20 protein-coding genes are annotated in these 22,448 nt (G+C 72.4%); 7 read left to right on the forward strand and 13 right to left on the reverse strand.

Annotated elements, in window-relative coordinates; all coding sequences use genetic code 11:
* Nucleotides 1-20: 20 nt before the first annotated feature.
* Nucleotides 21-566, forward strand: coding sequence for a MarR family winged helix-turn-helix transcriptional regulator (locus tag IWX63_RS00440; protein ID WP_199276194.1), 546 nt, complete (start codon nucleotides 21-23; stop codon nucleotides 564-566).
* A 128-nt stretch (nucleotides 567-694) separates the two neighbouring features.
* Nucleotides 695-1,615 (forward strand): oxidoreductase, encoded by a 921-nt coding sequence (locus tag IWX63_RS00445; RefSeq protein WP_199276195.1) that lies wholly within the window; start codon nucleotides 695-697, stop codon nucleotides 1,613-1,615.
* Nucleotides 1,616-1,634: 19 nt separating this feature from the next.
* On the opposite strand, the gene IWX63_RS00450 is transcribed toward IWX63_RS00445, so the two are convergent.
* The 6 genes from IWX63_RS00450 to IWX63_RS00475 form a co-directional block, all read right to left on the reverse strand.
* Complete coding sequence (locus IWX63_RS00450) at nucleotides 1,635-2,423, reverse strand: hypothetical protein (RefSeq protein WP_199276196.1); 789 nt, start codon at nucleotides 2,421-2,423, stop codon at nucleotides 1,635-1,637.
* 36 nt (nucleotides 2,424-2,459) lie between these two features.
* Complete coding sequence (locus tag IWX63_RS00455; protein ID WP_199276197.1) at nucleotides 2,460-3,629, reverse strand: cysteine desulfurase family protein; 1,170 nt, start codon at nucleotides 3,627-3,629, stop codon at nucleotides 2,460-2,462.
* Complete coding sequence (gene nadC, locus IWX63_RS00460) at nucleotides 3,626-4,579, reverse strand: carboxylating nicotinate-nucleotide diphosphorylase (protein WP_199276198.1); 954 nt, start codon at nucleotides 4,577-4,579, stop codon at nucleotides 3,626-3,628. The genes IWX63_RS00455 and nadC overlap by 4 nt, the downstream gene beginning before the upstream one ends.
* Nucleotides 4,576-6,261 (reverse strand): L-aspartate oxidase, encoded by a 1,686-nt coding sequence (nadB, locus tag IWX63_RS00465; RefSeq protein WP_199276199.1) that lies wholly within the window; start codon nucleotides 6,259-6,261, stop codon nucleotides 4,576-4,578. The genes nadC and nadB overlap by 4 nt, the downstream gene beginning before the upstream one ends.
* Nucleotides 6,258-7,541 carry a quinolinate synthase NadA gene (nadA, locus tag IWX63_RS00470; RefSeq protein WP_199276200.1) on the reverse strand — a complete coding sequence of 428 codons (1,284 nt, stop codon included), beginning with the start codon at nucleotides 7,539-7,541 and terminating at the stop codon, nucleotides 6,258-6,260. Before nadA ends, nadB begins: the two co-directional genes overlap by 4 nt.
* 102 nt (nucleotides 7,542-7,643) lie before the next feature.
* Complete coding sequence (locus IWX63_RS00475) at nucleotides 7,644-8,372, reverse strand: NUDIX hydrolase (protein WP_199276201.1); 729 nt, start codon at nucleotides 8,370-8,372, stop codon at nucleotides 7,644-7,646.
* Between the two features lie 156 nt (nucleotides 8,373-8,528).
* On the opposite strand from IWX63_RS00475, the gene IWX63_RS00480 reads away from it, so the two are divergent.
* Nucleotides 8,529-9,326, forward strand: coding sequence for an alpha/beta fold hydrolase (locus IWX63_RS00480; protein ID WP_199276202.1), 798 nt, complete (start codon nucleotides 8,529-8,531; stop codon nucleotides 9,324-9,326).
* A 136-nt stretch (nucleotides 9,327-9,462) separates the two neighbouring features.
* Nucleotides 9,463-10,443 carry a serine/threonine-protein kinase gene (locus IWX63_RS00485; protein WP_199276203.1) on the forward strand — a complete coding sequence of 327 codons (981 nt, stop codon included), beginning with the start codon at nucleotides 9,463-9,465 and terminating at the stop codon, nucleotides 10,441-10,443.
* Between the two features lie 92 nt (nucleotides 10,444-10,535).
* Here IWX63_RS00485 and IWX63_RS00490 read toward each other — a convergent pair whose 3' ends face one another.
* The 4 genes from IWX63_RS00490 to IWX63_RS00505 all read right to left on the reverse strand — a co-directional run bounded on the left by IWX63_RS00490 (nucleotide 10,536) and on the right by IWX63_RS00505 (nucleotide 17,445).
* A complete protein-coding gene (locus IWX63_RS00490; protein ID WP_199276204.1) occupies nucleotides 10,536-11,903 on the reverse strand; it encodes an MFS transporter in 1,368 nt (455 codons plus the stop codon).
* A 70-nt stretch (nucleotides 11,904-11,973) separates the two neighbouring features.
* Entirely contained in the window at nucleotides 11,974-15,039 is a 3,066-nt protein-coding gene (locus tag IWX63_RS00495; protein WP_199276205.1) for an AAA family ATPase, read from the reverse strand.
* Nucleotides 15,040-15,046: 7 nt separating this feature from the next.
* Nucleotides 15,047-16,210, reverse strand: coding sequence for an exonuclease SbcCD subunit D (locus tag IWX63_RS00500; RefSeq protein ID WP_199276206.1), 1,164 nt, complete (start codon nucleotides 16,208-16,210; stop codon nucleotides 15,047-15,049).
* Between the two features lie 65 nt (nucleotides 16,211-16,275).
* Nucleotides 16,276-17,445: an aquaporin gene (locus tag IWX63_RS00505; RefSeq protein WP_199276207.1), complete on the reverse strand. Its 1,170-nt coding sequence runs from the start codon at nucleotides 17,443-17,445 to the stop codon at nucleotides 16,276-16,278.
* Between the two features lie 152 nt (nucleotides 17,446-17,597).
* Here IWX63_RS00505 and IWX63_RS00510 point away from each other — a divergent pair, with 152 nt between their 5' ends.
* Both IWX63_RS00510 and IWX63_RS00515 read left to right on the forward strand, forming a co-directional pair.
* Nucleotides 17,598-18,707, forward strand: coding sequence for an ADP-ribosylglycohydrolase family protein (locus tag IWX63_RS00510; RefSeq protein ID WP_334685562.1), 1,110 nt, complete (start codon nucleotides 17,598-17,600; stop codon nucleotides 18,705-18,707).
* 69 nt (nucleotides 18,708-18,776) lie between these two features.
* Nucleotides 18,777-19,697: an SDR family NAD(P)-dependent oxidoreductase gene (locus IWX63_RS00515; RefSeq protein ID WP_199276209.1), complete on the forward strand. Its 921-nt coding sequence runs from the start codon at nucleotides 18,777-18,779 to the stop codon at nucleotides 19,695-19,697.
* Between the two features lie 27 nt (nucleotides 19,698-19,724).
* Here IWX63_RS00515 and IWX63_RS00520 read toward each other — a convergent pair whose 3' ends face one another.
* Nucleotides 19,725-20,717, reverse strand: a complete 993-nt coding sequence (locus IWX63_RS00520; protein WP_199276210.1) for an exonuclease domain-containing protein — start codon at nucleotides 20,715-20,717, stop codon at nucleotides 19,725-19,727.
* Between the two features lie 95 nt (nucleotides 20,718-20,812).
* Here IWX63_RS00520 and IWX63_RS00525 point away from each other — a divergent pair, with 95 nt between their 5' ends.
* A complete protein-coding gene (locus IWX63_RS00525) occupies nucleotides 20,813-21,448 on the forward strand; it encodes an HAD family hydrolase (protein WP_199276211.1) in 636 nt (211 codons plus the stop codon).
* On the opposite strand, the gene IWX63_RS00530 is transcribed toward IWX63_RS00525, so the two are convergent.
* Entirely contained in the window at nucleotides 21,426-21,827 is a 402-nt protein-coding gene (locus IWX63_RS00530) for a GNAT family N-acetyltransferase (protein WP_199276544.1), read from the reverse strand. The genes IWX63_RS00525 and IWX63_RS00530 overlap by 23 nt on opposite strands.
* Nucleotides 21,824-22,411 (reverse strand): DedA family protein, encoded by a 588-nt coding sequence (locus IWX63_RS00535; RefSeq protein WP_199276495.1) that lies wholly within the window; start codon nucleotides 22,409-22,411, stop codon nucleotides 21,824-21,826. Before IWX63_RS00535 ends, IWX63_RS00530 begins: the two co-directional genes overlap by 4 nt.
* Nucleotides 22,412-22,448 lie beyond the last annotated feature (37 nt).

A 22,448-nucleotide genomic window follows, 5' to 3' on the forward strand; every position in this document is an offset into this window, starting at 1 on the left:
GCAGGAGGCCCGAGATCGCCATGGCTGACGAAACACCCACCGCCGTCGAACCGGTCCTAGGACTGGCCGTGGAACCGGCCATAGAACCGGCCGACGACCCGGCGGTCGCCGGGAACCGCGAGCCGGAGCCTTCCGTCCGGCAGGCCTCGGAGACCTGGGAGTCCCTCTTCCGTGCGCAGGTCGGCATCATGCGACGCATCCGGGAGGACCGGGCGTTCAGGGACCTGCCCATCCGCGAGTACGACGTCCTGTTCAACCTCAGCCGCTGCCCCACGGGCTGGACGCGCCTGAACGAACTCAACCACCACCTGCTGATCAGCCAGCCGAGCCTCAGCCGCATGGTGGATCGGCTCGAGGCCAGGAACCTCGTGCGCCGGCGGCCGGCGGCGGCCGACCACCGCGGCATCGAGCTCGCGCTGACCGAAGAGGGCAGGGCTCTCCAGCGACGGATCGGTTCGAGCCACGTGCACCGCATCCGGGAGGTCCTCGCGCCCGTCCTCGACCCCGGGGAGATGGACCAGCTGAAGGCCCTCACGGACAAGATCAACGCCCGACTCGGCGCCTGACACCGAGCGCGGCGGACACGGCAGGCGTTCGGCCCGTCCCCGACCCTATGCTGGAACGAAGGGCGGCATCCGCCCTGTCGGACGGGCACCGCCCGGCCCGACAGCACGCACGGACGGTAAGGACCAGGATGAACGATTTCACGGCGGACGCGATCGGCGACCTCACAGGCAGGCGCGCGGTCATCACCGGGGCCAACAGCGGGCTGGGTCTCCAGACCGCCGTCGGGCTCGCGAGGAAGGGCGCCGAGGTCATCCTCGCCTGCCGCAGCGAGCAGCGCGGGCGCGACGCCGAGCAGCGGGTCCGCTCGCTCACGGGCAGCCGGCGGGTCGAGCTGCGCATCCTCGACCTGGCCAGCCAGCAGTCCATCCGCGAGTTCGCGGCCGGCCTCAGCGGTCCCGTGCACCTCCTCGTCAACAACGCCGGGGTCATGGCGACGCCGAAAGCGACGACGGCCGACGGCTTCGAACTGCAGTTCGGCACCAACCACCTCGGCCACTTCGCCCTGACGGGCCTGCTGCTGGAGAACCTGCGCGAGGCCGGGTCCTCCCGCGTCGTCACGCTCTCGAGCCTCGCCCACAAGCGGGGACGCATCGACTTCGACGACCTCCAGTCGGAGCGCCACTACCGACGGTGGGCCGCCTACGGGCAGAGCAAGCTCGCCAATCTCTACTTCATGATCGAGCTCGACCGGCGCGCCCGTGCCGCCGGCTGGGACCTCACGTCGGTGGCCGCGCACCCGGGTCTGGCCAACACGAACCTGACGGCCGGGATGAAGACGCCGGCGGTGCTCGACGTCTTCTCCGGCTTCATCGGGCTGATGAGCCAGTCCGACGCCGCGGGCGCGCTGCCCACCCTGTATGCAGCCACCGCTCCCGATGTCCGGGGCGGGGACTACTACGGTCCGTCGGGCCTCGGCGAGACCCGCGGCGCACCCCGCCTCGTCGCGCCGGTGCCCCGCGTGCTGGACCGCGACATCGCGGTACGGCTCTGGAACCGCAGCGCACAGCTCACGGGAGTGGACTTCGAGGCCCTGCAGCCCGTCGACTGAGGACGATCCTGCGGGGAGGTCAGCCGGTGGTGCCCGGGACGATCCGGAGGGAGCGGAGCATCTCTCGGATGGTCGCGAAGTCCGGGGTGTCGTAGTAGGCCTGGGCCTCCCCGATCGTCCCGAAGGTGACCGTCTGCGGTCCGGTATTCGCGGGCGCCTTGGGCGCGAGCACCTCGAGGTCCCCGAAGCTGACCCGTCCGAGGGCATCGCCGCCCTGGACGGTGTTGGACAGTGTGCAGGCCAGACCGTCCGCGCCGCCCACCTGGTCGGTGATGCCGTAGGCCGCGAAGAAGCGGAAGCCCGTGATGAGCCGGATCACGAAACGCGGCTCGAGGTCCGCACTCACCGGCGCCTCCCCCGTGAGTTCGAGCGGTTCGCTGCCGATGACGAAGTACGGTGTCCGCTCCGCGTCCGGGCAGGGCGTCTCCGGCGTCTGGATGCCGGTGTGCAGCTCGGCGGTCGTCACGCCCTCCGGTGTGCGGACCGCGTAGTGCAGCGAATCGGGTGCGTAGACCCCGGGCTCCGGCTCGATGAGCTGCACCAGCCACTCCTCGGGCAGTTCGAAGCTCAGGAGACGCCCCGGATCGGTGAAGACCTTCCACCCGTCGCGGGCCTCACGCAGGGGGGCCACCGCCGGCTCGGCCGTCGCGGTCGCGGTGTTCGTCGCGGTCGCTGCGGGCGACGACGGCGCGCCCTCACCGCCGTCGAGGGCCGTGCACGCGGTGATCAGCGTCAGGGTGAGTGCGGCAGCGGCGAGGACCTGCGGCAGGCGCCTCCCGCCCGGCCCTCCGGTCTGTCCGTGCTCCATGGCGTCCCTCCCTGGATGTGATTCGATGCCGCCAGTCTAGGCTTCGGCGTGGCTGCCGGCGCGTGCCGCGCCGAGGCCCCGGACGGCCTCCACCGCCGCGACGACGGCGCCGGCCGCCTGGTCGAGGTCGGCGGCGGACGTGTCCTGCGTCCAGGAGAGGCGCACCGCGCTCTGCGCCGTCTCGCCGTCCAGACCGAGCGCCAGCAGGACGGCGGACGGCTCGGAGGATCCGGCCGCACACGCGGATCCGCTCGAGCAGACGACGCCGCGACGCTCGAGTTCCAGGAGGATCGCCTCACCGCTGACGCCGGGGAAGCAGAAGGAGGCGAGATTCGGGAGTCGGTGCGCGGCATCGCCCGTGAGGAGCGCCCCGGGCAGGCCGTCGAGCACGTGTGCGGTCAGGGCGTCCCTGGACGCCGTGGACCGGTCGGCAGCCCCCGGCAGGGCAGCCTGGGCGAGGTCCAGGGCGCGGGCGAGCCCCACGGCCCCGGCGACGTTCTCCGTGCCCGACCTGCGTCCGCGTTCCTGGCCGCCGCCGTGGAGCACGGGTTCGCACGGCGTCCCCGAGCGGAGGTACAGCAGACCGATCCCCTTCGGTGTGCCGAGCTTGTGCCCCGAGATGCTGAGCGCCGTGACGCCGAGGCGGTCGACGTCCAGGGGAAGCCATCCCGCGGCCTGGACGGCGTCGGTGTGGAAGGGGACGCCTGCCCGCCGGCAGACCTCCGCGAGGGCCGGGATGTCCTGGACGGTCCCCACCTCGTTGTTCGCGTACATCACGGTGCACAGCGTCGTCGCATCCTCGAGCGCGGCGGCGAGGTCCGACGGCGCGACGCGGCCGCCGGCGGAGACGGGCAGCACCGTGATCCGGAAGCCGTGGAACTCCCGCAGGTAGGCCAGGACCTCCAGCACCGCCGGGTGCTCGATCGCGCTGGTGACGATGTGCCGGCCGCGCGGGGCGGCGAGCGCCATGCCCTTGAGTGCCAGGTTGTCCGCCTCCGTGCCACCCGAGGTGAAGATGATCTCCCCCGGCCTGCAGCCGAGCAGCGCGGCGACGCGGGACCGGGCGCGCGCGTAGTCCGACGCCGCGGCCTCGCCGTAGGTGTGGTGGCTGGAGGGGTTGCCGAAGGTCGCGGTCAGCAGGGGCCACATCTCCTCGAGGACCTCGCGCCGGGCCGGCGCGGTGGCGGCTGCGTCGAGGTAGATCATGGCTGCCCTCCCGGGTCGATGGTCGCCGCCCCCTGCACCACGAAGTCCAGACCGAGATCGAGGGATCGGACGCTGTGGGTCAGCGCTCCCGCGGAGATGATGTCGACGCCGGTGGCCGCGATCGCCCCCACCGTGTCGAGGCGGACGTTGCCGCTGGCCTCCACGAGCGCGCGGCCGCCGATCCGGCGGACGCCCTCCGCGAGGTCGGCCGGGGCGAAGTTGTCGAGCATGATGGTGTCCACCCCGGCGGCGAGGACGGGCTCGATCTGGTCCAGCCGGTCCACCTCCACCTCGATGTGCACGGTGTGCGGGAGGCGCGACCGGGCGGCCCGGAGGGCATCGGTGAGGGCCTCGGGCCCGTCCGCGGCGAGGAGCGCCAGGTGGTTGTCCTTGACCATCACGGCGTCGGACAGGCCGGAGCGGTGGTTCGAGCCGCCCCCGCAGCGGACGGCCCAGCGCTCCAGGAGACGGAGCCCCGGCGTCGTCTTGCGGGTGTCGGTGATGCGCGCCCGGGTGCCCGCCGCGGCGTCCACGAAGGCGCAGGTCATGGTCGCGATCCCGCTGAGCCGCTGGGCGATGTTGAGCGCCGTCCTCTCGGCCGTGAGGATGCCGGCGGCCGGTCCCGCGATCTCCGCGAGGGTATCCCCCGCAGCGAAGGCGGTCCCGTCGGTCCGTGGGAACACGACGCGGATCCGCGGATCGGTGAGGCGCATCGCGGCCTCGATGGCCGCCGTCCCGCACAGGACGCCCGGCTCGCGGGCCGTGATGGTCGCCGTCGCCCGCTGGTCCGGGTCGATCAGGGCCTGGCACGTGAGGTCCCCCCACGGGGCGTCCTCGGCGAGGGCGGCGGCCACGACGGCGTCGATGAGGTGCTGCGGCGGGCGCGCCGGCTCGACGGCGGACGGCCGGACGGGCGTGACGATGGCGGTTGCGGTCTCGGTCTCGGTCATGGGAGTGTTCCTTCGATGGCTCGTGCGTAGGACCGGCTCGGGGCGGGAGCATGCGGCGTGGCGTCGGGCTGGTCCGAGCGGTGGTGGGCGCCGCAGGACACGGTGCGGCGGGACGCCGCGTGGACGAGCAGCCGCGCGCACAGCAGCAGGTTCCCGAGCTCGGGATCGGTATCAGGACGGTAGGAGGCGAGGTGCTTGCGGGCGAGTTCCAGCCCGGCACCCGTGCGCAGCACCCCCGCGTGGTCGGACATGACGGACTGGAGGTCGCCGCGCGTGAACGACTGCGTGGCAGTCTCCTCCCCTTCGAGGTCGAGGTGCTCGACGTCGAAGGACGGCGCCCTCCCCCCACCGGTGGCGAGCGCCGCCGCACAGCGGGCACCGAACACCACTCCTTCGAGCAGGCTGTTGGACGCGAGCCGGTTCGCGCCGTGCACGCCGGTCCGGGCGACCTCCCCGACCGCGAAGAGGCCCGGGACGGACGTCCGTCCCGAGGTGTCCGTCCGCACGCCGCCCATCCAGTAGTGGGCTGCCGGCACCACCGGGACCGGCATGGAGGACCAGTCGAACCCGTGCCGCGCGGTCAGGGCCGTGAGCGTGGGGAAACGCCGGGCCAGGAACGCGCCGCCGAGGGCCGTCGCGTCCAGGTACACGCCGGCACCCCGGCGTCCGTTGGGTCCGCCGCAACGGTCGCCGCGGGGATTGCCGGAGCGAGCACCGGCGAGGTGCTGCGCGATGCTGCGCGAGACCACGTCCCGCGGCGCCAGGTCCCCGTCCGGGTGGTAGTCGGCCATGAACCGGTGGCCGTCGGCGTCGACCAGGCGGGCTCCCTCGCCCCGGACCGCTTCCGAGATCAGCGGGTTGCCGGGGACGTCGAGGGAGGTGGGATGGAACTGGAAGAACTCGAGGTCCGCCACCGCGGCACCGGCACACCAGGCCAGCGCGACGCCGTCGCCCGTGGCGATCCGGGGGTTGGTCGTCGATTCGAAGAGCTGGCCCGCTCCGCCGGTCGCGAGGACGACGGCGTCCGCCCGGATGAGCCGCGCGATGCCACCGTGGAGCACCTCGACGCCCGAGGCGCGCTCGTCTCCCCGGAGGATCGGGCCGGCGTCGGCGCCGTCCCCGTCCTGCAGCAGCACGCGCGTCACGAGGGAGTCCTCTAGGACCTCGATGCGCGGGTCCCGGCGCACCGCGGCGGTGAGCGCCGCGACGAGTCCCGCCCCGGTGGCGTCGCCGCCGAGGTGCAGGACCCTCGGCGCCGAGTGCGCGGCCTCCCGGCCACGGGCCAGCACCGTGGCATCGGCCTGCGAGGTGTCGAAGACGACCCCCGCGGCCTGCAGGGCGGCGATGCCCACCGCCGCCTCCCCGCAGAGCACGGCGACGGCCTCGGGATCGGCCAGCCCCGCGCCGGCAGCCAGGGTATCGGCGATGTGGTCGGCGACGGAGTCCTGCGTGTGCGCTGAGACAGCCGCCTCGGGAACGACGGCGGCGATGCCTCCCTGCGCGTACCGGGTATTGCTCTCGGCGAGCGCCGTCTTCGACGTGAGGACCACGTCGGAGTGCGGCGCGAGCCTGCGCAGCACCAGGGCGGTCTGCAGGCCGGCGACGCCCGAGCCCACGATGACGACGCGCTGCACTGCCCCGGGGGCCGTCCCACGCGCTCCCCGCACGGCCTCCCCCGTCATGGCTGGACCGCCAGCATCCGGTTCAGCGCGACACGCGCCGGCTCGGCGACGGCGTCGGGCACCGTGATGCGATTGAGGACCCGCCCCTCCACGAGCCCCTCGAGCACCCAGGCCAGGTAGCCCGGGTGGATCCGGTACATCGTGGAACACGGGCAGATCACCGGGTCGAGGCAGAAGATGGTGTGCTGCGGGTACTGGGCGGCGAGCCGGTTCACCATGTTGATCTCCGTGCCGACGGCGAAGGTGCTGCCCGGGGCGGCGGCGTCGATCGCCTTGCGGATGTAGTCGGTGGATCCCGCCTCGTCGGCGGCGTCGACCACGGGCATGGGGCACTCGGGGTGCACGATCACGCGCACCCCGGGGAATTCTGCACGGGCCTTCTCGATCTGCGCCACGGTGAAGCGCCGGTGCACGGAACAGAAGCCGTGCCAGAGGATCACGCGGGAGTCCCGGAGCGTCTGCTCGTCCGTGCCGCCCCAGGGCTTCCGCGGGTTCCACATCGGCATCTGCTCCAGAGGCACGCCCATGGCCTTGGCGGTGTTGCGTCCGAGATGCTGGTCCGGGAAGAACAGGACCCGCCGGCCCCGCTCGAACGCCCACTCCAGCACCGCAGCCGCGTTCGAGGAGGTACACACGATCCCGCCGTTCTCCCCGCAGAAGCCTTTCAGGGCGGCCGAGGAGTTCATGTACGTCACGGGGATCACGGGGAGGCGCCCCTCGGCGTCCGGCGCGGAGCCGAAGAGGGCGGTGAGCTGGTCCCAGCACTCGGAGACGGAGTCGATGTCCGCCATGTCCGCCATCGAGCAGCCGGCGGCGAGGTTGGGGAGGATGACGGCCTGCTCCGGCGTCGAGAGCATGTCCGCCGTCTCCGCCATGAAGTGCACTCCGCAGAAGATGATCGCGTCTGCCTCCGTGCGTTCCGTGGCGGCGCGCGCGAGCTGGTAGCTGTCGCCCACGAAGTCGGCGTACTGCACCACCTCGTCGCGCTGGTAGAAGTGGCCGAGGATCACGACGGACTCGCCGAGGGTCTCCCTGGCGGCGCGGATGCGCCGGTCGAGGTCCTCGGCAGACGCCGTCCGGTACTCCTCCGGCAGCTGTCCCTGGCGGGGGGTGGAGGCCGGCGCGGTGTCGTCCATGGACGCGCCGGGGCCGTAGTCGGGCAGGGGGAGGGCGTCGAACGCCCACGGGTTCTGCGCGAGGTCCGGGGAGCAGGTCCCGGTGGTCGTGGAGGCTCCGGCCTCGCCGCGGGTGATCAGCTGGATGGCGGTGGTGACGGACATGGTGCTTCTCCCTGGGGTGGGGCCGGCACGGTGGTCGGCAACGGGGGTGGAGATACGGGGACGGAGATGGAGTCGGGGTTCGTGTGAGGTTTGGGCCCGGGGCTAGGGCCCGGGGGCCTGCGCTGCGGGTACGGCATCGGTGGGGGACGCCCCGGAGTGGGGTCCCGTGTAGCGGTAGAGGCGGGGCGGCCGGTTCCGCCCGCCCTGGAGGACCTCGTCCGTCGCGGCGATGTCCGTCGCGGATCGGAGCTGGCGCCGGAAGTTGGCCGGGTCGAGGTGCTTGCCGAGCACGGCCTCGTAGACGCCCCGCAACTGCGCGAGGGTGAAACGCTCACCCAGGAAGTGGAAGGCCACGGACCCGTAGGCGATCTTGCCGCGCAGCCGTTCCAGGGCGTAGGCGACGATCTCGTCGTGGTCGAAGGCGAGGCCCACCGCCTCGGCGGCGCGGAACCAGCGCACGTTCTCGGAGTCGCGGGCCAGGTCCGCCTGATCGGGACGGACGAGGGCCCAGTAGACGATGGACACGAGCCGCTGGGTGGCCGACCGGTCGAGCCCGCCGAAGGCGTAGAGCTGCTCGAGATAGGTGGGGTCGAGGGCTGTCGTGTCCCGGAGATTGCGCGACGCCGCATCCTGCAGCGATTCCCGGGCCCCGAGTGGCCCGCCGGGCAGCGCCCACTTGCCGAGGTGAGGCTGCCGGATGCGACGGACGAGTGGCAGCCAGATCTCCGACCGGCCCGTTGAGGGGTCGGTGCGGAGCGCGAAGATCACGGTCGAGATGGCGAGGGAGGGTGCCTGGGACTGCCGTTCCGAGACGTTGGCCGAGCTGTGCATCCCTGTCCTCCGTCCGATCGATGCGGCGTCACTTGTTAGGGTCATAACGACTATAACTCATGCCGGGCGATTGCCCCAGAGGCCTCTCGGTCCATCCTGCCCCGCAGCGAGGTGTCCTTCGACACGCAGGTTCCGGCCGCGCCTACGATGGGAGACATGGACCACCATGCCGTACACGTCGTCGAAGGCGTCGACCCCCGCCTTTCCATCACCCGCAGCGATGCCGAGGATCCGCTCGACCTGCCGCCGATCCTGCTGCTGCACGGCTTCGGCTCCTCGTCCCGGCAGAACTGGGTGGCCACGGGGTGGGTCCGTCTCCTGAACGACGCCGGGCGTTCCGTCATCATGGTGGATCTCCCCGCACACGGTGACAGCGCTGCGCCGGAGGACGCGGGATCCTACGCACCGAGCCGCATGCGTGCCGACATCCTGCAGGCCCTGTTCGACGAGCGGGTCCTCCCGCTGCGCGACGGTGTGCCGGGGTCCGGTGTCGACGTCGTCGCCTACTCGCTGGGGTCGCGCCTGGCCTGGGAGTTCGGTGCCACGCAGCCCGAATTGGTCCGCAGGATGGTGCTCGGCGGGCCCGGCACCGCCGATCCGCTCGCGACGTTCGACCTCGCGGGAGCGGAGCTCTTCCTCGCCGGAGGGCCCGCCTCGCAGGACCCGACGACGGCTGACCTCCTGCGCATGGCACAGGCCGGCCCGCACAACGACCTCCCCTCGCTGCTCGCGATGGTCTCCGCCATCAAGACGGAGCCGTTCGACCCGCAGCATGCCGTCCCGAAGATGCCCCTGCTCCTGGTCGCCGGAGACCAGGACGAGTACGCCGAGGGCATCACCGACCTCCGGGACTGGGCCCCCGATGCCCGCATCACGACGCTGCCGGGCAGGACCCATTCCGACGCCATCACCTCCAGGCTCTTCAAGGATGCTGCCCTCGCTTTTCTGGCCTGATACGCCGATGATCAAGGTTCGAGAAAGCGTGTGTCAGCCGGGTCCGCCCGCCGATTCGCGGCGTTATACTGGCAGCTGATCAGCACCCTTAGGGGTGACCGGATCGATCATGGACATCAGCAGCGGGAGTACACGCATGACTGTTCTCCTCGGGGACCGGTACCAGACCACGGACCTGCTGGGGGTCGGCGGCACGGCATCCGTGTACCGCGCAATCGACCGCAATCTCGGACGCGATGTCGCCGTGAAGATCTTCAACGCCACGACCTCCGACGACGACGACTACCGTCGCCAGCACACGGAGACGATCCTGCTGTCCACCCTGAACCATCCGGGCCTGGTGACCCTCCACGATGCGGGGATGCACGAGGACCAGGAGGGACGCACTGCCGGCTTCCTCGTCATGGAACTCGTGGACGGCGAGGATCTCCGGCACCTGCTCAAGCGCGGTGCGCTGGCCGCCGACGACGTCGCGCAGCTCGGAGCCGATCTGGCCGATGCGCTGGCGTACATCCACTCCGAGGGCGTCATCCACCGCGACGTGAAGCCCGCGAACATCCTCATGTTCCACAGCGGTGACAACGGGACGCGGCTGTACCCGAAGCTGACGGACTTCGGCATCGCCCGCATGGTGGAGGCCACCACGGCGACCGCGGTCGGGGCGACGATCGGATCGGCGAACTACCTCAGCCCCGAGCAGGCGAAGGGTGACCCCCTGGACGAACGGAGCGACGTCTACTCGCTGGGCCTCGTGCTCCTCGAGTGCCTGACCGGCGAGAAGTCGTTCCCCGGCCCGGTGGTCGAGGCGGCGCTCGCCCGGCTCCTGCGCGACCCGGAGGTGCCCGATTCCCTGGGCCCGGACTGGAGCGGACTCCTGCGGCGGATGACGGCGAGGAATCCCTCGCTCCGGCCCCAGGCGCACGACGTCGCGCTGCAGCTCCGCAGCCATGCCGAGGCACTGACCGTCACCCGGGGCATCGCACCCGGCGCGTTCACGACCCACGCCACCTCCGGGACCACCGGCGGGACGGACGACGGCGACAGCGTCACCGGCGGTGTCTTCACGGGCACCGTCCACATCCCGGATCCGCCGAGCCGCGCTCCGCGCATCAGCTGACCCCGAGGGCCCGGTCGACCGGTCAGGCCGCCGGCTCCCCCGCCCCTCGCCCGCGTCTTCCTCGGGCTCGATCGACGGCGGGCGGAGACCCGTCAGGCCCGGCTGACGTGCCGCAGCGCCGCGGCGGACACGGCTCCCAGGACGAGCAGGACAGCCGCAGCCACTGCAGGAACGACGACGGCGGCGGCCGCTCCCCCGGCCTCGGCGAGCGTCCCGGCCAGTCCCGACCCGATCGCCGTGCCGGCGACGATGCCGCTCGCGAGGAGCGTCATGACGGTGCCCAGGCGGTGCGGCGGTGCGACCGCCGAGCCGATGGAGAAGATGGTGACCATCGTGGGCCCGACGAAGAGACCCAGGAACAGCAGCGCGACGAGCATGGCGGCGACCGAGGCGGGCAGGGCCAGCGCGGCTGCGGCGACGGTCATGGCGGCGGCCGAGGCCATCCACCGGTGCGTGTGGCGGAAGCGCTGGGGCCAGTAGGCGACGGACAGTGCCGCGACCGCCGAGGTCAGGCCCATGACGGCGTAGAGCAGGCCCGATGATTCGGCGGCACCGAACTGGCCCGAGAAGGCGGTCAGGAAGGTCTGGGTGGAACCGAAGAACGTGCCCACCGCCACCATGCCCGCCACCGGCAGCAGGACGAGGGCGAATCGGGTGGACCCGGCCCCGGACGGGTCGTCCCCGTCCGTCCGGGCATGGGCGTCGGTGTCCACGTCGGCGTCCGTGTCAACGAGGGAGCGGGCGGCGGATGAGCCCCGATCGCTGTAGGCCACGGTACGGTGCACGGCGAAGGCACTGACGAGGGTGATGGTGAGGGCCGCGGCCAGCGCGAGCGGGAGCCACGGGGCGATCAGGCTCGCGAGCAGGCCGACGAGGGCCGGCCCGAGGACGAAGGTCAGCTCGTCCGCCGTCCCTTCGTAGGAGAGCGCGGTATCGAGGGCAGAACGGGGGCTCCGCCGGGTCATGGCCATCCAGCGGACCCTGGCGAGCGGACCGATCTGCGGGCAGGTGAAGCCCACGGTGAAGGCGGCCGTGAGGACGAGCGCCAGCGCTCCCCCGCTGAAGGTCGCGCTGGTCAGCGTCACGATCAGGAGGGCGGCGATCGCCGCGGTGTTGAGCAGTGCCGAGACGAGCAGGACGATCCGCTGCCCGCGTTTGTCCGCGAGGAGACCGAGCAGGGGCGCCCCGAGCGCCGAGCCGAGGCCCACGGCGCCCGCCGCGAAACCGCCTGCGGCATAGGAGTTGCTCGCCGTCGTGACGAGCGTCAGGGCTCCGACGGTGAGCATCGCGAGGGGAAGCCTCGCGAAGAGGCCGAGGACGAGGAAGGACGTGCCCGCGAGCTGCGGGAGGACGCCGAACTTGCCGAGACGGGACCGCTCAGGGTCCGGCAGGGTCGGGGTCGAGGGGGTGCCGTGGGACGGTGTGGAGTCCGGCGAGGCCGGTGAAGGGGTCTGATACATGCGCTTTCCGGGTGCATCGAACGCGCATCGTCCCCCCTCCCGATGCGCCCGACCCGGTAACGGCCCGAGTTTACACGCTGACGGGCTGCTCCACATAGCGCAGGATCGAGCCCTGCCGGCCCTTCACGACCTGCAACTGTGCGCTCACCCGCTGCTTCAGCTCCGGCACGTGACTGACGAGCCCCACCACGCGTCCGCCGCTCCGCAGTCCCTCGAGCGCATCCATGACCTGCTCGAGCGCCTGGTCGTCGAGGGAACCGAATCCCTCGTCGACGAACAGTGTCTCGATGTCGAGCCCGCCGGCTTCCTGCTGCACCACGTCGGCCAGTCCGAGCGCGAGGGCGAGGGAGGCCATGAAGGACTCTCCTCCGGAGAGCGTCGATGTGTCGCGCCGGTTCCCCGTCCAGCCATCGATCACGTTCAGGCCGAGGCCGGACCGCCGGTTGCCCGCCGTGGCGTCGCTGTGCACCAACTGGTAGCGGCCGTCCGACATCTGCAGCAGCCGCTCGGTGGCCGCTGCCGCCACCTGCTCGAGGCGTGAGGCGAGCACGTAGGTGGCCAGTGACATCTTGTAGAGGTTGTCCCCGCCGCCGCGCGCGGTGTCGGCCACGGCCGCAGCCAGCTGGGCCTCCTCGCGCAGCGGGGTGATGTCCTTCTCCAGGTCGGCGAGCTGCCGCGCATAGGATTCCAGCTGCGCGACCGAGTGCCCGAGCACCTCGGCGCCGATGCCTGCCCGGTGCGCCCTTCCCCTCAGGTCGTCGGCCGATGTGCCGGCGAGGCGCTCGTCGTCGTCCGTCGGCGTGGCGATCCCCTCCTCCTCCTCGCGGAGGGTCTCCCGGATGGCGTCGTCGTCCCACGCGGCATCGAGGCGGTGCCCGCGCAGCTCGTACTCCTTCACCGTCGCGGCGAGGCTCGCGGAGCGCTCCTCGGGCAGGAGGGCGATGCGGGCGTCGTCAGCGGAACCGAAGGGTGTCCCGTGCAGGGCGTCCTGGAGGCGCTGCGCGTTCTCCTGCCGGGTGCTCGTCGCCCGCGTCAGCGCGTCGAGGGTCTCCCGGACGCGGTCGAGGTCGTCATGGGTGCGCTGGACGGCATCGATCCGCGCGGCCAGCGACGGCGCATCCGCCTGCAGCCCGGCGAGCCGCTGGGACAGCTCGGCGTCCTGGTCGGCCAGGGACGACTGCCGGCTCCCGGCGGCGGCGCGCTCCTCGCGCAGCGCATCACGCAGCTCACCGGTCCTCTCCTCGTCCGCGACCGCTCGGCGCAGCCGTTCCTCGACGGCGGCGCACTCGGCCTCGGCGGTCTCGGCGCGCTGCAGCGTCGAGCGCGCGTCCCGCGTGGAGACGGCCGCGTCCTCCGGGGCGGCCTCGCCGCCGCGGGCTGCCAGCTGTGCCACCTCGAGCCGCCCGTGGTCCCGCGCCTCGCGCGCCTGCTGCAGCGCCGCTTCCGCCTCGGCCTGAAGGCGGCGCGCCGCCTGTTCCTCGTCGAGGCTGATCCTTTCGCCCCCGGGCTGCGGCACCGGCGCCGGGTGCTCCGTACTCCCGCACACGGGGCATGCGTGGCCGTCCTGCAACTGCTCGGCGAGTTCCTGGGCTGCCTGCTCGAGCCGGAGCTGCAGCTTGGCCAGCCACTCCTCCTTGAGCGTCAGGAAACGTTCCGAGGCCAGCGCGTGGTCGGCGTCCGCTGCCGCCTGGCGCTTCCTCGCGGCGCCGTACTGCTTCACCGTCTCCTCGGCGTCCACCGCGGCCGCGAGGTCCGCGCGCAGGTGGACGAGTCCGTCGGCGGCCTCCCGCAGGGGCACGAGCCGCTCGGCGTCGTCGGCGCGCTGACGCTGCAGCCGCGCGATGCCCTCGCGGGCCTCGTCCAGCCGCTCGTCGAGCCGGCGGATCGTCGACTCGAGGGCTTCCAGCCCCGTACGGACATCGCGCAGCCGCTGTTCGTCGGGCAGCGCCGCCCGGAGGACGGCCAGGAGCGACGCGGACGCCGTACAGGCGCGGGTCAGTGCGTCGCGCGGGACGGCGTCGGGGCCGTCGCCCTCGTCCGCGGGTGCGACGTCGAGGTACTCGCCCGCCATGGCGTTGCGCCGGAGGCGGTCGAGCGCCCCCGCGTGCCCCGCGCGTGCATCCTCGACGAGCGCGACCGCCTCGTCGTCGAGCCGGAGGTGGGCGGCGAGTCCGCGGGCCTGGTCGTGGCGTCGGGCGAGCTCCACCATCTCCGCGATCTCCTCCGCCCGGCCCTGGTGCTGCGCGCGCTGCACCCGGAGCTGCGCCAGTGAGTCGAAGCGCTGCCGCCGCCGCCTGAGCGTCGCCAGCGCACCATCGGCCAGCGCACTCTGCTCGGCGAGTTCCGTGGATTCGAGGGCGGCCGCATCGCGGCGTTCCGCGAGCGCCAGCGACAGCGACTGCAGCGACGCGGCCCACGCGTCCGGGGCCTCCGGATCGGCGCCGAGGTCCGCCGCCGCGAGGTCGTGGCGTTCGGCCTCGTCGATGGCGCGCAGGAACAGGTGCCGCTGCCGGCCCTCCTGCTCCGCCAGCCGGCGGGCGGTCCGCTGGCCCTCGTCGGCGAACAGCCGCTCGAGGTCCTCGAAGCGAGCCGTCGAGAAGAGCCGCTGCAGCAGTTCCCTGCGCGGTTTGGCGTCGGCCCTCAGGAAGGCGGCGAACTCGCCCTGCGGCAGCATCACCACCTTCGTGAACTGCTCCTTGTCCATCCCGAGCAGGGACTGCAGTTCCAGGCCGGCTTCGTCGTTCCGCGCCGACTTCTGGACCCAGTCGCTGCCGATCCGCTCGCTGAGCAGGGTGCGCGCCTGTTCGGTGGTGGTGCCGCTCCCGCGTCGCGACGGCCTGTCCCAGGCCGGTGACCGTTCCACCCTGAAGCGGCGATCGGAGACGGAGAACTCGAGGGAGACCTCCGGGGCGACGGACTCGGCCGCGTGGTCGCTCCGGAGCCTCTTCGCCGCCTGGCGCGCCCCCGGGACGGAGCCGTACAGCGCGAAGCAGACGGCGTCGAGCACGCTCGATTTGCCGGCGCCCGTGGGCCCGTTGAGGAGGAACAGGCCCTGGGCCGAGAGGGCGTCGAAGTCGACGCTCTGCCGGTCGGCGAAGGGGCCGAAGGCCTGGATCTCGAGGTGGTGCAGTCTCATGGGCTGGCTACCGTTCGTGGGCGAGGCTCAGCGCGGCGTCGACGGTCGACCGGACGAGTGCCTGTTCCTCGGCCGAGGCCTTCCGGCCGCGCACGTGCTCGAGGAAACCGCAGCAGATCTCGGCGTCGTCCCGGGCCTCGGCGAGGCGCTGGCTGTAGGTGCGGGTGTCGGCCTGCTCCCCGCCCTCCGGTGCGAAGGCGAGGACGAGGGTGTCCGGGAAGCGGGCTCGCAGGCGTTCCATGGCGCGTGCAGGCCGTTCGGCGTCGGTGAGGGTGACCTGGCAGTAGGCCCCCTCGGCCCAGGCGAGGTCCTCCCGTGCCAGCAGGTCCTCGAGCCGCCCGCTGAGGACTGCGAGGTCGCGGGGTGCTGGCCACTCCACGGCCCGGATGCCGCCGATTCCCTCCGGGGTCACCTCCAGGAGCCAGGCCCCCTTGGCCTGGTTGGCCTCGGAGAAGGAATATGCGAGGGGCGACCCCGAATAGCGCACGGTCTCCGAGAGCCTCTGCCTGCCGTGGAGATGCCCCAGGGCGCTGTAGTCGAAGCCGTCGAAGAGGGAGAGCGGCACCGATCCGAGCCCGCCGATGGCAAGGTCCCGTTCGCTGTCCGAGCCGGCCCCTCCCGCAGCGAAGGTGTGGGCCAGGACGATCGAGACCACGCGCCGCACGGACGAACGCTGCGCCAGGTCCTCGCGGATGCGGTCGAGCGCCGCGGCGGTCACCGCGGTGTGCGTGGGAGCTTCGGCCTGCAGGCTCTCCGCGACGACCCGCGGCTCGAGGTAGGGCACACCGTAGATCGCCAGTTCGGCATCCCCGTCGAGCGGGCAGATGACGGGCACCGCGATGTCCTCGATGCGCGTGCGCAGGTGGACGCCGCCACGGGCGAGGATGCGCCCGCCGAACCCGAGCCTGGTCGCGGAGTCGTGGTTGCCGCTGCTGATGACCACCTGGGCTCCGGCGACCGTCAGCCGGTCCAGTGCCTCGTCGAACAGTGCGACGACGTCCACGGCGGGCAGTGCGCGGTCGTAGACGTCCCCGGCGACCAGGACGACGTGGACGCCCTCCTCACGGACCGTCTTCTCCAGGTTGTCCACGAAGATCCGCTGCGCGTCGAGGGTCCCGGTGCCGTGGAAGGAACGGCCCAGATGCCAGTCCGACGTATGGAGGATCTTCATGATTTTCACGCTACCGCCGCACGCCGACATTCGATGGATCAGCGCGCGGCGGGCCCGGGATCGGGTCAGGTCTTCGGAGCCGAGGAGTCGGGATCGCCGTCGTGCGTCGACGGCTCGTGCGCGGCCCAGTCGGCGGGCCGGCCGGTCTCCCGTGAACGGAGCTCGGGTGACCCGCTGTCGGGTCCGTCGGTCGCCGGGGCATCGAAGAAGGACGCAGCGTCCTCCCGGTGCTCACCCGCGGCACCAGGTCCGGCGGCGGACCCGGCGGCGGGCGCGGCAACGGATCCGCCGGCAGGTGCGGCGGGTGGCTCGACGGCGGAACCGTCGGCAGGCGCAGCAACGGTCCCGGCGGCAGGCGCGGCGGGTCCGCCGTCGGACGAGCCCTGCTGCTCACGGGTCGCTGTCGGCGCGGTGTCCTCGATCGCGGCAGGAGCGCGGTCCGCGACACGGCGGCTGGAACGACCGTTCGGGTCCCAGGCGTCGACGCTGCGGAAGACCAGCCCGGCGATCAGGGCCCCGACGATCGGGGCGGCCCAGAACAGCCACAGCTGCTCGAGGGCCCAGGTTTCGGCGAAGACGGCCGACGCCGTGGCGCGTACCGGGTTGAGGCCCCCGTTGGTGACGGGCAGGAGGAAGGAGAGCAGGCCCGCATAGGCCAGTCCCACCGCGAAGGGCGCCAGATCGCGCCGCGCGCGCGCGGAACCCGCCCCGAGGAAGACGGCGACGAGGAGCGCCGTGGCCACGACCTCCAGCAGGAACGCGCCGGCCAGCGGGAACTGGGCCGGCGAATGCTCACCGAAGCCGTTGGAGGCGGAGCTGAAGAACTCGCGGATGCCGGAGAGCTGGGCATTGGCGCTGAGCACCAGCCAGAGCAGTCCCGCCGCACCGACGGCGCCCAGCACCTGGGCCACCACGTACGGGGCCACCGACGTCCAGGCGGTGCGGCCAGCGACTGCTGAACCGATCGTGATGGCCGGATTGAAGTGGCCGCCCGAGACGAACCCGAAGGCGATCATGGCCGCGACGACCGCGAATCCGAAGACGAGCGGGGGCTGGAGCGCGGTCTCCGTGGCCAGCATGGTGGCACCGAGCCCGGCGAGGACGATGAGGAACGCGCCGACTCCCTCGGCGATCGACCGTGGGACGAGTCCGGGGGTCCGCTCGGCGTGCGGGGAAGCGGTCGTGACGGAGGCGGTGTCGTCCGCCGTTCCGTTCGTCGTCGTCTGATGCGTCATGACTGCACAATCCTTCGTCGGGGGCACTGCTGCGTCGGTGCTGCACGCCCGGAGCTGCACCGGGCCGCCGGCAAGCCTTCCATGCTAGCCTGCGCGGCGGCTGGGAGCCGTCCGGGCCCGGCGTCGGCTCCGCCTCCTAGACTGGACCGGTGATGACGAACAACACCGCAGGCACCGGCAGCGACACGGAGCTCGGCACGGACGACGCGCGTTCCGTGCAGGATGCATCCCGGGAGACCCCCGCCGCCTACGACGACCGGGTGCTGGGGTGCCTCCTCGGTACGATGGCGGGCGATGCGTACGGCCTCCTGTACGCGGCGGGGGATGATCCGCAGCCCGCGCTCGATGATCCCTCGGACCTGGCGGTCTCCGACGCCACCCAGCTGACGCTGTATACCGTCGACGGCCTGACGGACGCGCTGGAGTGGGCGAACGACGGCGTGGCGGCCGACGAGACCGCCTGCCTGTGGCTCGCCTACCTGCGGTGGATGGGGCGGCAGGGAGAGCACCTCCCGCCCAGGGCACCGGCACCCCCCGCCCGGTGGCTCGACCGGCAGGAGGATCTCCTCCCGGTGCACGAACCGGACGCCGACACCGTCCGCGCCCTCCTCACGGGAGAGATGGGGACTCGCGCACGGCCCCTGAACCCGGACTCCGAGGGAACGGGAGCGCTCATGCGTTCGGCGCCCTTCGGCCTGGTCCCCCGCATCCCGGCCAGCCTGGTGGAGCGCCTGACGGTGGAAGCCGCGGCCCTCACGCACGGATCCGCCGCTGCCCGGGCCACCGCGGCCCTGTACAGCGGGATCATCCGGTCGCTCGCCATCGACGGCCTCTCCCTCGAGGACGCCGTGGTGGCCGAACGCGGCGAGGAGCGGCACCTGGCGGAGGACGCGGGGAGTGATGCGGCTCGGGCCGTCTCGGCAGGTGCCCTGGGTAGCGCCGCAGCGCACCGGCCGCCCGCCGACCGGACGGGGGTGGAGACGACGACGGCCGCCGCGACCCTGGAAGCAGCCCTTCAGGCGGCCCGCGAGGGTGCGGCCGCGGCATCACCGCGCGAGCAGCTCGCCGCGGCGCTGGCGCACGCGGCGGCTGCCGGCCGGCCCGACGCGTCACCCGTGGTCGCGGCCTCGCTCGCGGGCGGCATCATCGGGGCGCTGCACGGCACGGCCGCGCTGCCTGCCGCCTACCTGGACGCCCCCGGGGTCGCGGACGTCGTCCGGTCCATGGCCCGGACGCTCCTCAAGGCCACCACCGGCTCCTGACCCGCAACCCCGACCCGACCCACCGACGCCCTGCGGCCGGCCGCGGCGGAGCGATCTAGGCTGGGTCCCATGTGGAACCCTGCCGAACTCCCTCCGCTCGCCGGTGAGCGCATCCTCGTCACGGGCGGCAACGCCGGCCTCGGCTACTTCGCCTGCGAGCAGCTGGCCGCGGCGGGCGCCCACGTGGTGATGGCGTCGCGGAACGCCGACAAGGCGGCGCGGGCCATGGACGCCATCCGCAGCCGGTACCCCGGCGCCGGGGTCTCCTTCCAGCCCCTCGACCTGGCGGACCTCGCGTCCGTCCGCGCGGCCGCGGCGACGATCGCCGCAGGAGCGCCGCTGAGCGGCCTGCTCGCGAACGCGGGCGTGATCGGGTCCAGGCGACGGAAGACGACGGCGGACGGCTTCGAGCTCCAGTTCGGGACCAACCATCTGGGCCACTATGCGCTGATCGCACTGCTCCTGCCGTCGCTGTCCGCCGCGGGCGCGAGGATCGTGCACCTCGGCAGTATCAGCCACCGGTGGGCGCGCCTCACGCCGTCGTCCCTGCAGCCGTCCTCGTACAGCAGTGCCCGCGCGTACGCGACGTCGAAGCTCGCGGTCATGGCCTTCGGATTCGAGCTCGCCCGCCGACTCGATGCCACCGGCAGTACGGCGACCAGCGTCGTCGCCCACCCGGGGCTGGCCCTCGGCATGCTCACGCCGGACCGTCCCGGAGTCACCGCGCGCCCGTTCGTGCCGGTGGCCCGGTGGAGGCAGCGGGTCATGGAGCCGGTGGCGCAGGGGAAGGACGACGGCGCCTGGCCGCTCGTGCGCGCCACGATCGACCGTGGCATCCCGAACGGCGCCTACTGCGGTCCCGACGGCTGGTTCCAGCTCACGGGGCAACCCGCCGTCGTCCCGGCGGAACGGCATGCACGGGAGCGCAACGCCGCGGCCCGGCTCATCGACCTCTCGGCACGGCTGACCGGCGTCGAACTCCACCTGTGAACCGCCGGCCGGCGACCCCCGGCGCGGTCACTGGCTGTCTGCCGGCCACCGTCCGCCGGTCATCTGCAGGAACTCGGCTTCGGACAGTACCTCGATCTCCTGGCCGCGCTCGTGCAGTTCGAGCACCCGCCGTGCCTTGCCGGTGACGCGGCCGTTGCGGAGGTCGGAGGCCACGAAGCCGTCCCCGACCACGAGGACCGTGGTGCGCCGGGTGACGGAGCTCGCCGGCTGCGCCCCGAGGCGCGCCGCACGCTCCTTCGCCTGGGGGCGCGGGATGCCGAGATTGCCGGTGAAGACCACGGTCTGACCGTAGAGCGGGTGCCGCGGATCGGCCTGGGCGTTCGCGTGGGGGTTCTCCCCCTCCTCCGGCCAGCCGGCCCAGCCGGTGGGCGAGGTGCCGCGCTCGAGGGCCGTGCGTGTGGCCTTCGACAGTTCGTCGATGCCGGGCGCGTAGGGCTCGGCGTGCGAGAGGGGGAGGTTGTGGCTTTCGAGCACGCGCTCGACGGTCGGTGCACCGTAGCGCCGGGCGATGTCGATCATGATGCCGGCGCAGGCCCGGGCGTCCTCCACGGCATCGTGGTGGTTGAGCAGGGGCACCCCGGCCGCCTCGGCGACGAACGGCAGGGAGTAGGAGGGCAGCGAATAGCTCTTGCGCGCGAGCACCACGGTGCAGGCGTAGTCCCATGCGGGACCCGACAGCGCGGAGACTTCGAGCGCCGACCGGATGACGCCGAGATCGAACGCGGCGTTGTGCGCGACCAGGACGTCCGAGCCGATGAACCCGCCGATCTCGGGGAAGAGCTCCCCGAAGCGCGGGGCGTCCTCGACCATCGCCGAGGTGATGCCGTGGATCGCGATGTTGCGGGAGTCGAAGTGGTCGTGGCCGACGGGCGGACGCATCAGCCAGGAGGCCTCCTCGACGACCCGGCCGTCCCTGACCTTGGTCAGGCCGACGGCGCACGGGGAGCCGCGGAAGCCATTCGCCGTCTCGAAGTCGATGGCCGTGAACGCGATTCCCACGGTCCCCAGTTTACCGCCGCGCCCGCGCCTGCCGTTCACCCGAAGTTCACCGCGGCACCGGCACCGTATCGCCGGGTGTGTTCCTATGCTGGACCATGACCCGCACTGACAGTCCACGACGGTGGTACCTCTTCGACTACGGCAACGTCATCTCCACGGCCCCGACACCCCAGGACTGGGATCTGCTCGCGGAGGCGACGGGCGTCGACCGCCTCCAGGACCCCGGCTCCACCTACTGGCGGCACCGCTTCGCCTACGACGCCGGGTCCCTGACCTCCGACGGTTACTGGTCGCTCGTGTGCGGCGACCGCGTCGGGCCGCTCCGCGCGGGCTGGCTCGACATCCTGGACGCGAACCAGTGGTCGCACCTGAACCTCGAGACGCTCGACGTCCTCGAGGACCTGGACGCGCGGGGAGAACGCCTGGCGGTGCTGTCCAACATGCCTGCGGCGATGGCCGCACAGTTCGCGGGCGCCCCGTGGACGAAGCTCTTCCGGCACACCTTCTTCAGCTCCGCGCTGCAGCTCGTCAAACCCGCTCCCTCGATCTTCGAGCGCGTCCTGGCGGAGCTCGCGGCCGACCCGGGCCTGGTCACCTTCGTGGACGACTCGCCCGCGAACGTCGCCACGGCGAAGGACCTGGGCATCCACGGCCTGCTGTTCGACCCGTCGTCGGACCTCTCCCGCCTGCTCGCGGAGGGCCGAGCGGTCAGTGGTGCGCTCCAGGAATGAGGAGGTCCCGGACCGCCCCGACGCCCTGTACGTCGGCCACCCAGTCCGGCCGGACGAAATCCGCCCGGGCCAGCAGGAGGTTCTGCTGCACGTCGACCTCCCCGCGGCGGGCCTCCACGAGCGAGGTCCCGTTCAGGGCGTAGCCGAGCCGGGTGGATACACCGAGCGAGGCACCGTTCCACGCCGCGGCCTCCGATACCGCGGACGTCGCGCCCAGGTGGTCGAAGGCGAACTGCAGCACGGCGGCCCGCATCTCGGTCCCGAACCCCTGACCGTGGACGGACCGGGTGAGCCAGGACCCCGAGGCGACGCGCCCGAACAGCGGCCAGACGCGGACCAGGGGGTCCGCGGCCGCACCGACGGCGGGCCCGCCGGTCACTGGATCCGCTTCCTCGCGCGGTGCTTGCGCACCTTGGAGACCACGAAGTAGACGGCGAAGAGGACGACGGCGACGATCACGATCTTCTGGAACGTGTTCGCGTACTGCTCGACGATGTGCCAGCTCTCCCCCAGGTAGAAGCCCGCCATCACGAAGATCGTGTTCCAGATGAGGCTGCCGGCGGTGGTGAGCAGGAGGAACTTGCCGATCGGCATGCGCTCGATGCCCGCCGGTATGGACACGAGGCTCCGGAAGAGCGGGATCATGCGGCCGAAGAAGACGGCCCGGTACCCGTGCCGGTCGAACCAGGCCTCTACCTTGTCGACGTCCTCGAGGTCGATGAGCGGCACCCTGGACACGAGCCGCCGCATGCGGTCCCGGCCGAGCCAGGCTCCGAGGGCGTACAGCGCGTAGGCGCCGACGACCGAGCCCAGGGTGGTCCACAGGATCGCCTCGAACAGGGAGAAGTTGCCGCGGCTGGCGGTGAAGCCCGCCAGCGGCAGGATGACCTCGCTCGGCAGAGGCGGGAAGAGGTTCTCGAGGGCGATGGCCAGACCCGCACCGGGCGCACCGATGGTCTCCATCAGGTTCACCGCCCAGTCGGTGACCGCGCCGAGGGCC

Source organism: Arthrobacter sp. CAN_A2, from assembly GCF_015752045.1.
Taxonomy (GTDB): Bacteria; Actinomycetota; Actinomycetes; order Actinomycetales; family Micrococcaceae; genus Arthrobacter_D.